The sequence below is a fragment of the Actinomycetota bacterium genome, from assembly GCA_030682655.1.
Classification (GTDB): domain Bacteria; phylum Actinomycetota; class Coriobacteriia; order Anaerosomatales; family JAUXNU01; genus JAUXNU01.
In genome coordinates this window covers 1-12,392 of the sequence record JAUXNU010000012.1, presented here as the reverse complement: position 1 = coordinate 12,392, position 12,392 = coordinate 1, and the positions used below count along the sequence as shown (strand labels likewise).

Genomic DNA, 12,392 nt, shown 5'->3' with positions numbered 1-12,392 from the left:
CGTTCCCAAGGAGAAGACGTGCTGTACAGCGACAAGGTGATGGACCACTTCAACAACCCGCGCAACGTGGGCGTGATCGAGGACGCCGACGGAATCGGGGAGGTGGGTAATCCGGTTTGCGGCGACATCATGAAGATCTCCATCAAGGTGGACGACGACCGGGTTTCCGATGTGAAGTTTCAGACGCTCGGCTGCGGTGCAGCTATCGCGACAAGTTCCATCGTGACCGAGATGGCCCGCGGGATGAACCTCGAGGAGGCCGTCGCCATCTCCAAGAGGCAGGTCGCCGACGAGCTCGGCGGGCTTCCGTCGGCCAAGATGCACTGCTCGGTGCTTGCGACCGACGGGCTCAAGGCCGCAGTCGACGACTATCTCGTGAAGAACGGACGCGAACCCATCTCCGGCGGGCTTGCGCACGATGACCCGAACTTCGATCCGCACGCCATCGAGCACGACGAGGCCTGCGAAGTCCCTGAGGAGTAGCCCTCTCTATGGCACGAGTCTTCGTGGCGATGAGCGGCGGCGTTGACTCGTCGGTCGCTGCCGCACTTCTGCACGGGGCCGGGCACGACGTCACCGGCATCACGATGCAGCTCCTGCCCCAGGGCGACGCACCGGGCGAATGCTGCGGGACGGATGCAGTCCTCTCCGCACGCCGCGTGGCCGGCGTCCTTGGTATACCGCACTACACGTGGGACCTTCGCGAAGCGTTCGAGCGAGAAGTCGTCTCCGCCTTTGCCCGGGAGTACGCCTCCGGACGTACGCCGAATCCGTGTATCCGCTGCAACGATCTCATCAAGTTCGGTGTGCTCCTGGACAAGGCGACCGCGGCCGGTGCCGACCTTCTCGCGACCGGACACTACGCGCGTGTCGTCCCGGGCGATTCGGGGATGCCCCGACTGGCCAGGGGTGTGGACCGTGCCAAGGACCAGTCGTACTTCCTGTACAGACTGACCCAGGACCAGCTCGGGCGGGTCGTCTTCCCGCTGGGCGACTTCGAGAAGTCGCGAGTGAAGGAGATCGCCGCCACCCACGGCCTCCCCTCCGCCTCCCGTGCAGAGAGCCAGGAAGTATGCTTCTGCGCGCCCGGAGAGCACGTGCCACTGATCGTAGGACGATTCCCGGAGGCGGGCGAACCCGGAGACATCATGGATGCGGAGGGGAATGTCCTTGGCATGCATCGTGGGCTTGCACACTACACCGTCGGGCAGCGCAAGAGACTAGGCATCGCCGGAGCCGAGCCGCTGTATGTGACCGCACTGCGCGCGGCCGAGAACCAGGTAGTCGTTGGCCCCGCGTCTGACCTGGCGGCAACGCGCGTGATTGCCGCGGAAGCGGTCTGGCGATCCGACTCTCCCGAGGCGGAAGTCGACGTTCAGACTCGCTACCGTATGGTGCCGGTTCGGGCGCGCGTACGCAGCGCAGGAGACACGCTGGACATCGAGCTGTCGGAGCCGATTGCCGGTGTGGCACCGGGTCAGGCTGTCGTATGCTACGAAGGAGACACTGTCGTAGGTGGAGGGGTGGTCGAAGCGGCCGAATGAAGATGGACTGCCACATCCACACCGCCCGCTGCGGGCACGGACAGGGGACTGTCGCCGACTACGTGCTCGCCGCCCGTGTGGGGGGAGTGGGCGTTCTCGCGTTCACCGAACACCTACCGCTCCCCGACGACTTCCCGCGGGCGCGTGACTACTCGATGTCTGCCGAGGAGATCCCCGCCTACGCTGACGAAGTCCGCACGGCCGCGCGCGACGCCGAAGACGTCCAGGTGCTGCTCGGCTTCGAGGTCGACTGGATGCCGTCCCAGGTCGCCCTGCTCGAGCAAGTACTCGAGGCGTTTCGCGTAGACGTTGTTCTTGGATCCGTTCACATGATCGACGGGTGGGCGTTCGACGATCCAGACCTCCTTGACAGCTGGGAGGGTCGTGATGTGAACGCTGTCTGGGAGCGCTACTTCGCCGACATCTCGGCAGCCGCTCGAAGCGGTGTCTTCGACGTCATCGCTCACCCCGATCTCGTCAAGAAGTTCTGTCACGTGCCCGCGGTCGCACCGGTCGCCCTGTACGAACAGGCGGCCGAGGCTTTCGCGGCAGGCGGCGTCGCAGTCGAGGTCTCCTCGGCAGGTATGCGCAAGCCGTGCGCCGAGATATACCCAGCCAAGGAGTTCCTCGAGGCGTGCTTCAGGTGTGGCGTGCCGGTGACCATCGGATCGGACGCTCACCAGCCGCTCGAGGTCGGACACGGCTTCGAGGCTGTGCGAGATGTGCTGCTGTCGGTCGGATACCGCGGCGCGGTGTACTTCGAGGGTCGCCGGATGAGGGAGGTCGCGCTATGAGCGGACCGGTGCGGGTCGCGGACGTTGTCGCCGCGATCGAGGATGCGATGCCCGCGCAATGGGCGGAACCGTGGGACAACGTGGGCCTCGTTTGCGGCGATGGTGCAGCGGCCGTCTCCGGCGTGCTGGTGACGCTCGACGCGACCGAGGCGGCGGTCGACCGCGCACGCGAAGCGGGAGCAAACCTCCTGGTCACGCACCATCCTCCGTACCTCGAATCGGCGCGGCGGCTTGTCGCGGGCCAGGGTATGGATGCCGCAGTTGCTTCGCTGTCGACCGGTGTGAGCATCATCTCCGCGCACACGAATCTGGATCGCGCGCCCGCAGGCGCGCGCGTGCTCGCTGACGCCCTCTCGCTGGTCGATGCGGAGCCCCTGGAACGTTCCACGCAGACGATGTCGCTGGTGACCGTCTACGTCCCGGCCGACGCAAGAACGGCTGTGTTCGCGGCCATGCGCGAAGCGGGTGGTGGACGCATCGGCCTCTATGAGGGATGCGCGTTCTCCTTGGCAGGTACCGGGACGTTCGTCCCGCGGGTCGGAAGCGCGCCGCATGTCGGCACGAGTGGCCAGCAGGTCGAGTCTGCCGAGGACCGCCTTGAGGTTGTTGTGGCGCCGGCCGCCGAGGGTGCGGTCATGGCGGCCGCGGTGGCCGCACATCCGTATGAGGAGCCGGTCGTAGTCGCATCCGAGGTGAGGATCGCCCGGGGCGCAGCACGGATGGGGAGGGTCGGGTCGCTTTCGTCGCCGGCGACGCTGCGCTCGTTCGCCGAGCGGGTGCGCGACGTGTTCGACTGCAGGCCGCGGGTCTGGGGCGATCCGGACTCACCCGTCGGTCGAGTGGCGACCGCCACAGGGTCCGGTCGCTCGCTCATCGGCGATGCGATTGCGGCGCGCGCGGACGTACTGCTAGCCGGTGAGGTGCGGTACCATGATGCCCTGAACGCTGTCGCCGCAGGCTTGGCGGTGGTGGAAGCCGGTCACGATGTGACGGAATGGCCTTTGATACCGGTCCTGGCGGCCGCCGTGAGGGCGACGCCGGGACTTGACGGGACTCTCGTACAGGAAGAGGGCGCCCGCTGCGGATGGTGGGTACCCTGAGGAGGGCTTGATGGATCAACCGGGCATTCTGCTCAAGATTCAGGAGATAGATCTCGAGATCGTCCGTGAAGAGCGCAAGCTCGACGAGATGCCCGAGAAGCGCGCGATTCTTGAACTTCGGAAGAAGACGCGAGAGGTCCAGATACTCCACGCCAAGGCCGGTCAGCTCGTGGGTCGTCTCGAGCGCGCCGCTGCCAAGAACGGGGATGAGATCTCCGGGGTCGACGACAAGATCTCCTCGGAGCAGAAGAAGATCATGTCGGGCGAGGTCACAAATCCCAAGGAACTTCAGAACCTCTCCCGAGAACTCGATGCGCTCAAGAGGCGTAAGGACAAGCTGGAGATGGAGGCGCTCGCGCTTATGGAGCGCCAGGAGAAGGCCACAGGTCAGATAGCCAAGGTCGAGCAGGCTCTAGAGCAACTCGGTCAGCGCGAGGCGACGCTTGTAGAGGAGTTCACTGCCAAGGGCGGCGAGATCCAGACCCTGGTAGCGCGCCTGCGCGAGGAGCGGGCAACGCTCATGAAGGCCATCGATGCGGAGTTGTACCGCAGGTACGAGGTGCTCAAGGAAGCGAAGTCGGGAATCGGCGTCGGACTCCTTGTTGGGGCTTCGTGCACAGCTTGCCACATGGAGCTGCCCGCTGAGCGCCTCGAGGAGCTTCACGCCGGTCCCGAGGTCGCGATCTGCCCCGCTTGTCGTAGGCTGCTTGTCGTGCGCGGTGAGGAGAGCACGGAGTGACCGGCGGTCGTTGCGTTCTTCGCACCGACGGAGGTGCGCGAGGAAACCCCGGGCCAGCGGGCGCCGGCTTCGTGCTCGCCGACGCGAACGGTGCACGCATCTGCGGTGGCGGGCGCTTCCTTGGCGAGACGACGAACAACATCGCCGAGTATGAGGCGCTGCTTTGGGGGCTTCGGAGTGCGCGTGCGCGGGGATGCGAGATGCTCACCGTGTACTCGGACAGCGAACTGGTAGTCAAGCAGCTCAACGGCCAGTATCGGGTCAAACACCCGAACATGCAGCCGCTCTACGCCAAGGCGTGCTCGCTCCTGGCCCAGTTCCGCGATGTGAAGGTCGTGCACGTACGTCGTGAGGAGAACGCCGAAGCTGACGCGTTGGCCAACCAGGCGATGGATGCGCGCGAGACCGTTGGAGACGCGGACGATCCTTGCGTCGACGTTCAGGCGACCCTGTTCGACTAGGAGGCCAGTGGTGTATGAGCTGATGGTTCGCGCCCACTTCGACGCCGCGCATGCGCTGAGGGGCTACCCCGGAGAGTGCAAGAACCTCCATGGGCACACCTGGGACGTTGAAGCCACGGTCGCAGGCGAGAGTCTCGACGAAATCGAGATCGTCTACGACTTCAAGATGCTGAAGGAAGACCTCGCCGCAGTACTAGCTCCGTTCGATCATGCGTATCTGAACGACGTCGCGCCTTTCGATCAACTGTCGCCGACAGCCGAGAATCTCGCGCGCGTGGTGTTCGAGGCACTGGAAGCGAAGGTTGGCCGCCAAGTCGCGGTGAAGGAAGTCGCGGTCTGGGAGTCACCCGTGGCGCGCATCGTGTACCGGCGCTAGCGCAGGAGCGATTCGGGGGACCGGAGGAGTCCCGAGCCATCCGGATGGAGACGCAAAGCGTCCCGAGAAACCTCGCCCGCGCAATCCCTACTCCGAAGCTTCCCATTTCCTACCTTGAGGGCTCCGATCCTGCGAACCAACTCGCGCTGTGTCCGCTCTCTCGACTCCCCGCCGGCGGCTACTGGTACGCTCCCTTTCGAGACTTTCCAGGTCCGACTTCTCGGGACAACTGCAACCATACGCTTGCCGATTCGGGGGGTCAATAGGTATTCCCAAGAAATCTCCAGAACGTGACCACCGGTACGCGGCACGGGTCGAACGGCATGCCGCATGGTGTGAACGGTGTTCCGCATGCTCGACGGCATGACCGCCATTCTGGTGTGTTGTTCTCGCGTAGATGCGATGTTTGCGTATACTAATCACTGGTGCATTACCGCACTCTGAGAACGTGTCTGCACATGCGTATGTAGTGGCAGCGGTGCGCGTTGCCGCAACACCCCGGAAGGACGTGGAGTGAATGCCTAGCGCGACCATCGAGGAGTACCTTGAGGCCATCTACAAGCTCTCCGAGCGCGGGACTGTGCGTCCCACACCGATCGCGGAGGCGCTAGGGGTTTCAGGACCGACGGTGACGGCGACTCTCAAGCGCCTCGAGTCGCAAGGACTCGTGCTGCGAGACGATGGCGACGTCGTTCTCACCGACGAGGGTCGCGACATCGCACTCGATATCGTCCGGAAGCACCGTTTGGCCGAGCGCTTCCTGGTGGACGTCCTTGGCTTGTCGTGGGACGAAGCGCACGAGGATGCCTGTCGGCTGGAGCACGCGTTCTCGCCGCGGGTGTTGACTGCTTTGGAGGCGTACCTTGAGAACCCGGAGGTCTGCCCCCATGGACACCCGATTCCGACGTCCGAACACGAAGTAGCGCCTGTGGATGGAACTCCCCTGTGTGAGCTTGGGGCGGGTTCGGAGGTTCGGATCGTGCAGGTTGCCGAGGACGACGAGGCGATGCTCGCATACCTGGGGTCGATGGGGATGTTCCCCGGAACGACCGTGTGTGTACGTGAGGTCGCCCCGTTCAAGGGCCCGCTGCTCGTGGATGTAGGTGGGTCGTCATACGCGCTTGGGCGCGAGGTCGCGGACCGCATCCTGGTGCAGTCGATCGGCGTGAAGTGACACCGACGCGTTTCCGGAGCGAAGGCGGATGACCCTCGAACCGCGGATTCTGGAAGAGCGTCGACGGGAGCTTCTGGGGCCCGGGCACGAGGGTCCCGTTGTCGCTTTGGTCGGCAACCCGAATGTGGGCAAGTCGACGCTCTTCAACCATTTGACCGGTCAGGACGTCGCCACGGCGCACTATCCCGGCAAGACCGTCGAGATCAACATCGGGCCCACGGAGGTCGGCGGCCACACGCTCACGGTCCTGGATCTTCCCGGGACATACGCGATCGTCGGACCCGGCGAGGAACCGTGGGTGACCCGGCGCACGCTGGCCGACCTTCGCCCGGAAGTCGTTGTCGTCGTTCTGGACTCAGGCAATCTCGCCCGCAATCTCGTTCTGGCGCTCCAGGTGCTCGACCTCGGTCTGCCCACGGTACTGATGGCGAACCTCTCGGACGAGGCGCAACGGGCCGGGCTTGCGGTCGATACTGTCCGGTTGGGCGAACGGCTGAGCGTCCCCGTATTCGAGACGGTCGCAACGACCGGCATCGGTGTCGCCGAGCTGATGGAATACGTTGCGTCGGTGGCACGGGGCGCAGTCAGACCGGCGAAGCCGAGCCACACATATGGCGACGTTCTTGAGTCGACAGTGCGTGCAGTCGCCAGTGCGGCTGCGGTCGTACCGCATGAGACGGGGATGGATCCGAGGGCCGCCGCCATCCGCCTGCTCGAAACTGCACCGGACTCGCCGCAGCGGGGAGTGTGGCCGCCTACTCTGCTGCGCGTTGTCGACGAGGCCCGTAGCTCCCTGGAGGCACGCACGGGCGAGCGGACGGTGACGGTTCTCGCCAGGGAACGCCGCACACTTGCCGAGGAGATCGCGCGGGCGACCACCGTTGAGGCCCGGCCGCGCGACCATGCGGTTGGATGGCGGCTGGCAGCGCTGGCTACACGCCCGCTGACGGGTGTCGCGATGCTTGTCCTGTCACTCCTTGGCGTTTTCGGGCTGCTGTTCTTTGTCGGTGACGGACTGGCATCGCTTGTTGCGGCGGCTTGGGGCAGCTTCGTCTCACCGGTGGTGCAAGGGGCGGTGCGCGGGCTGTTCGGGGAGTCGCTTCTGGCGCATGCGCTGATATGGGGTCTGGACGCGGGACTGGAGGCGGCGCTTTCGATCGGGTTGCCGTACATCTTGACGTTCTACTTCCTTCTGTCGGTGCTCGAGGACAGCGGCTACCTGAATGCTGTCGCCTTCATGTCCGACCGCGCGATGCACCATCTCGGGTTGCACGGACGGGCGACGATTCCGCTGGTTGCGGGTCTGGGATGCAGTGTTCCGGCGATCCTGGGTACACGGGTCCTTTCGACCGATCGCGAGCGCTTCATCGCGTCCACGTTGATTTCGATGGTTCCCTGCAGCGCACGTACGGCGGTGATTCTGGGGGCGGTTGGTCACTACATCGGTTGGGTGCCGGCGGCCGGCGTGTTCGCGGTGGCGTTCGTCGTGAGCGCCGCCATAGGCGTCGTGCTCGACCTGCTCGTGCCGGGACGTACGAGCGGGCTTGTCATGGAGATGTTTCCGTTCCGCAAGCCGTCGCTGCGCCTGGTTGCGCGCAAGGCATGGATGCAGTTCCGGGAGTTTCTGCTTGTGGCAACGCCGCTCGTGGTTGTCGGGAGCATGGTTCTCGGCGCGCTGTATGAGAGCGGGAATCTGGTGAGGCTTACTGCTCCGCTGGATCCTGTTGTTGTGGGGTGGCTCGGCCTGCCGTCCATCGCCGGGGTCACGCTGCTATTCGGCCTGATTCGCAAGGAGTTCGCGCTGCAGCTGCTCGTGACGGTCGCGCTCGTTTCGGTGGGACCAGCCGCGCGTGACCTCAGCACGTTCATGACGCCGACGAATCTCTTTGTGTATGCGCTTGTCAACACGCTGGCCATGCCGTGCATCTCCACGATGGCGGTGCTGGGCAAGACCATCGGGTGGAGACGGGCCTTGGGCGTGATGGGCATCACAGTGGGCGTCGCACTTGCTGTGGGAGGCTTGTTCGCGAGGTTGCTTCCGGCGATAGGCTCCGTACTGTCGTAGCAGCCGCTGCCGCACGCTGCCTGCAGAGAAACCGCGTGTGTCCCATCCCGTGTCAGACCTGTCTTGTATACCGAACATACGTTCGATATACTGAAGGAGCCGCGGGACCTCTCCTCGCGGCATCGTGTTCTGACACGACCGGAGGCATCTCCCGTGGGACGCAACACCGCCATCAAGAAGTACGACTCTCACGCGCACGGACAGACGCTCGACCTGCTTTCATCCAAGGAGGGACGCCTACCGGTAATGCTCGAACTGCTTCGCAGCCCGTGGATAACGCGTGCATCAGAACTTGTAGCCGCCGAGGACGCAGGGCTCGGAAAACGGATCTCAGAGGCTGTCGCGGTCGCGTGGGATGAGCGACGTGGTTGTCCAGCTGCGTTCGAATGGCGCGCGCGTACCTACCGCATCGACGCTGTCGTGCAAACGTGGGCGATCGAGCGGCGCTGGTGGAACCCCCGTGGCCGCGTGAGCCGCCGGTGCTGGCGCGTGCTCGCACGAGGTGGCACCTACGACCTCGCGTTCGACCGCCTCACGCGGAGCTGGCTGCTGGTCGGCATGCAGGACTAGGGAGACACCATGGCTTCCGGGTCTTTCGTCCATCTGCACGTGCACTCGCAGTTCAGCTTCATGGACGGCGCGGCGGGGTTGGATTCGCTCATCGAGCGTGCGGTCGAACTCGGCATGCCCGCACTCGCACTCACGGACCACCAGGGACTGTCCGGTGCGATCCGCTTCTACCAGAAGGCGCGTGCTGCGGGGCTGAAGCCGATCCTCGGCGCTGAGGTCGTGGTGCAGGCCGTCGGCATCCCCGGCACGGAAGGCGATCTGCCGCCCGAGACGCGGTTGCACCTGCCCGCGCCGGTCGGCTTTGGGCGCGCGGCGGGGGCAGGAGGCTTCCACCTCACGCTGCTCGTACGCGACATCACCGGCTATCGCAACCTCTGCCGGCTGCTCGCGCGGGCTCACGTGCGCTCCGGGGACGCACCCTCGCTCATGAGCCTGCGCGACCTTGCGCGGCACTCGGAAGGGCTGATCGGACTGTCTGGGTGCGGATGCGGGGAGACCGGTGCTGCCGTGCTTGCCGACGAGCCCGCACGTGCGCGGGCCGTCGTGGAGCGTCTCGCGGGCTGCTTCGCCCCCGGCGACTTCTACGTCGAACTCATGCACACGCTCACACCGGAGTCGCCGCGCTACGTTGCAGGGCTCGTAGCGCTCGCCGACTCGATACAGCTCCCATTGGTCGCGACCAACAACGTCCACTACGTGGCTCGCGATGGATTCCGTATCCACGACGTCCTTTCCTCGGCAGGTGCGAGGATGGAGCTGCCGGGGCCGTACGGGCGACCGAATGCCGAACTGTGGCTGAAGCCCGCAGGTCAGATGCGCGCACTGTTCCGCAGCCTCACACGCGCGTGCGACGCCACCCTCGAGATCGCGGAGCGCTGTGAGCTGGATCTGGGCCTCGGCGAGTTCCACTTCCCGGCGGCTGAGCTCCCGGCGGGCGAGACGGCGTACTCGGTGCTCTCGAAGCTCGCGTGGCGCGGGGTCGAGGACCGCTACCGTCCCATGACGCCCGAGGCGCTCCAGCGCCTTCAGCACGAGCTCGCCATCATCCTTGAGCTGGGATTTCCCGAGTACTTCCTCGTGGTGAAAGAGATCGTGGATTTCGCGAAGTCGCAAGGGATCCGCTGCTCGGGGCGGGGGAGTGCGGGTGACTCCATCGTGACCTACGCGCTCGGCATCACCGACGCCGACCCCATCGCGCACGACCTGCTCTTCGAGCGGTTCCTGAATCCGGCGAGGCGCCAGATGCCCGACATAGACGTGGACTTCGACTCCGCCCGCCGCGACGAGGTCATCGAGTTCATCTACCGCCGGTTCGGCTCCGAACACGTCGCGATGGTCGCAACCGTCAACACGATGACCGCGCGAAGCGCCGTGCGCACGGTCGCGCGCTCGTTCGGCTATCCGATCGCGCAGGTCAACGAGCTGTCGCGCTACCTGCCGTGGGTGAGCGCGCACCGGCTGCGCGAGACGCTCGACTCCTACCCCGAGTGCGCGAACCATCCCTTGAAGCAGCCGCAGCACGCGCTCCTTCTCGACCTGGCCGAGGAGCTCGACGCGTGCCCCATGCACCTTGGCACGCACCTCGGCGGCTTCATCATCACGCGCGAGCCGATCGATTCCTGGACGCCACTCCAGTGGGCCGCCAAGGGCGTGGTCGTCTCGCAGTACGACAAGGACGACATCGAGGCCCTCGGGCTTGTGAAGATGGATATCCTTGGCCTGCGCATGCACTCTGCGATCTCCGACGCGGTGGAGATGGCGCGGGCGCGGGTGGGCGAGGCGGCCGTGCCCGAGCCTTTCACGCTGCCAAAAGATGACCCGCGCGTCTACGAGATGATCGCGCGTGCCGACACCGTCGGGGTGTTCCAGCTCGAAAGCAGCGGGCAACGCAACCTCAACACGCGTCTGCGCGCATCCGAGTTCGAAGACATCATCGCCGCGATCTCGCTCTTCCGTCCCGGCCCGCTCGAAGCCGAGATGATCACGCCGTTCATCCGCCGGCGACACGGCATCGAGCCGGTGTTTGTCCCGCATCCGGGGATGGAACGCCCGCTGCGCGACACCTACGGGGTCATCATCTACCAGGAGCAAGTGTTGCTCGTGGCTCAAGCGGTCGCCGGATTCGACCTGGCCGAGGCCGACATGCTTCGCCGCGCGATGACCAAGGGGCGCAGCCGCGAAGAGATGGAGCGCATCAGGGCGCACTTCATCGAGCGGGCGCTCGAACGGGAAGTCGCGCTTGAGGTCGCCGAGGAGGTCTTCCGCCAGCTCGAAGGTTTTGCCGCCTACGGCTTTAACAAGGCCCATGCGGCCTGCTTCGCGGTCGTCTCTTACGCGAGCGCGTGGCTGCGCACGTACTACCCGGCCGAGTTGTCTGCCGCCATCCTCAACCACGAGCCGATGGGCTTCTACACCCCACGTCTCGTCGTCAACGACGCGCGCCGCCACGGGATCGCGATCGAGCCGCCGCACGTCAACGAGTCCCGTGCGGCCTACACGGTCACGCGAGAAGGTGGCGGCATCCGGATCGGACTGCGCGACACGCACGAGATGACGTCACGGTTGCTCGAGGTGATCGAGCGCGAGCAGGCGGTGCGGCCTTTCCGCGATCTCGCGGATTTCCTGCGTCGTACGCGGGCCGAGACCCCGAGCGCGACCTCCCTCATCCGCATCGGAGCACTCGACGGGCTTGGTATCACCGAGGTGGGCCGCCCGCCGACCCGCGACGAGATGCTCGCGCTGCTGCCCGAGCTGAAAGCGGTCATCGCGCGCGAGGGTATCGCCGGCGACGACGTGCTCGTGCTCGCGCCCAGTCCCACCCGACCTGCCGAGGACCTGACGCATGCCAGCGGCTGGTCGGCAGCGCGGCGACTCAGCGCGGAGCTCGAGTACACCGGCCTGTCGCTCACGTGCCACCCGCTCGATCTGGCGACTGCCAACCTGGAGGTGCGTGGTATCACGTGGGCACGCGAGCTTGCGAATCTGCCCGACCGCACGCGCGTGAAGGTCTGCGGTGTGAGGGAACGGGCGCAGACTCCTTGGACAAGGTCGGGAAAGCGGACGTGCTTCCTTACGCTTGAGGACTCGACCGGTCTGCTCGACGTGGTCGTGTTCGAGGATGCGCTCGCCCGGGCGGGGGAGACGATCGTGAAACACCGCTGCTACCTGGTCGAAGGCACGCTGCAGAACAACCACGAGCGCGGCCTGGCGATTGTGGCCAACCGCGTGGAGCCCTACGTGATCCGCACGGCCTCCGGTGCCCCGGTGAGGTTGCGGCGGGGCGTACCGAGCGGCCCGATGGGACCGTCTCTCGGCGGTGCGGGAGCGCCAGAGGAGGAGTCGTGGGATGAGGTGGAATCCGGTCAGACATCCGTAAGGTAGGGGGCAGCCTGCGGCCTGTCCATGCCACCTGGCAGTATCAAGTCCGTTTAGGAGTCTATGCAGAATAACTTGCACATCTGACAGGCATCTGCCATGCTCTGCGCACCATGGATTCCGATGCACTACGGACCAAGTATGAGGCCCTTTCCCAACGACTGGACGAGCGGTCGTTCCGGTTGTGTCTGGCC

11 protein-coding genes are annotated in these 12,392 nt (G+C 65.5%); all 11 read left to right on the top strand.

Annotated features, from left to right (window positions below; translation table 11 throughout):
- Nucleotides 1-21: 21 nt before the first annotated feature.
- The 11 genes from nifU (at nt 22) to Q8K99_00715 (ending at nt 12,204) form a co-directional block, all read left to right on the top strand.
- Nucleotides 22-483: a Fe-S cluster assembly scaffold protein NifU gene (gene nifU, locus Q8K99_00765; GenBank protein MDP2181087.1), complete on the top strand. Its 462-nt coding sequence runs from the start codon at nt 22-24 to the stop codon at nt 481-483.
- A gap of 8 nt (nt 484-491) precedes the next feature.
- Nucleotides 492-1,544, top strand: coding sequence for a tRNA 2-thiouridine(34) synthase MnmA (mnmA, locus tag Q8K99_00760; protein ID MDP2181086.1), 1,053 nt, complete (start codon nt 492-494; stop codon nt 1,542-1,544).
- The gene (locus tag Q8K99_00755) at nt 1,541-2,338 is read left to right on the top strand and encodes a histidinol-phosphatase HisJ family protein (protein MDP2181085.1); all 798 of its coding nucleotides are present in this window, start codon (nt 1,541-1,543) and stop codon (nt 2,336-2,338) included. Before mnmA ends, Q8K99_00755 begins: the two co-directional genes overlap by 4 nt.
- Nucleotides 2,335-3,438 carry a Nif3-like dinuclear metal center hexameric protein gene (locus Q8K99_00750; GenBank protein ID MDP2181084.1) on the top strand — a complete coding sequence of 368 codons (1,104 nt, stop codon included), beginning with the start codon at nt 2,335-2,337 and terminating at the stop codon, nt 3,436-3,438. Before Q8K99_00755 ends, Q8K99_00750 begins: the two co-directional genes overlap by 4 nt.
- A gap of 10 nt (nt 3,439-3,448) precedes the next feature.
- The gene (locus Q8K99_00745) at nt 3,449-4,177 is read left to right on the top strand and encodes a C4-type zinc ribbon domain-containing protein (protein MDP2181083.1); all 729 of its coding nucleotides are present in this window, start codon (nt 3,449-3,451) and stop codon (nt 4,175-4,177) included.
- Nucleotides 4,174-4,638 carry a ribonuclease HI family protein gene (locus Q8K99_00740; protein ID MDP2181082.1) on the top strand — a complete coding sequence of 155 codons (465 nt, stop codon included), beginning with the start codon at nt 4,174-4,176 and terminating at the stop codon, nt 4,636-4,638. Before Q8K99_00745 ends, Q8K99_00740 begins: the two co-directional genes overlap by 4 nt.
- A 10-nt stretch (nt 4,639-4,648) precedes the next feature.
- Nucleotides 4,649-5,014 (top strand): 6-carboxytetrahydropterin synthase QueD, encoded by a 366-nt coding sequence (gene queD, locus Q8K99_00735; protein MDP2181081.1) that lies wholly within the window; start codon nt 4,649-4,651, stop codon nt 5,012-5,014.
- Between the two features lie 517 nt (nt 5,015-5,531).
- Nucleotides 5,532-6,188, top strand: a complete 657-nt coding sequence (locus Q8K99_00730; GenBank protein ID MDP2181080.1) for a metal-dependent transcriptional regulator — start codon at nt 5,532-5,534, stop codon at nt 6,186-6,188.
- Nucleotides 6,189-6,216: 28 nt separating this feature from the next.
- On the top strand, nt 6,217-8,253 hold the full coding sequence (gene feoB, locus Q8K99_00725; protein ID MDP2181079.1) for a ferrous iron transport protein B: 2,037 nt from the start codon (nt 6,217-6,219) through the stop codon (nt 8,251-8,253).
- A 153-nt stretch (nt 8,254-8,406) separates the two neighbouring features.
- Nucleotides 8,407-8,823: a DUF6504 family protein gene (locus Q8K99_00720; protein ID MDP2181078.1), complete on the top strand. Its 417-nt coding sequence runs from the start codon at nt 8,407-8,409 to the stop codon at nt 8,821-8,823.
- A gap of 9 nt (nt 8,824-8,832) precedes the next feature.
- Nucleotides 8,833-12,204: a DNA polymerase III subunit alpha gene (locus Q8K99_00715; GenBank protein ID MDP2181077.1), complete on the top strand. Its 3,372-nt coding sequence runs from the start codon at nt 8,833-8,835 to the stop codon at nt 12,202-12,204.
- Nucleotides 12,205-12,392: the final 188 nt, after the last annotated feature.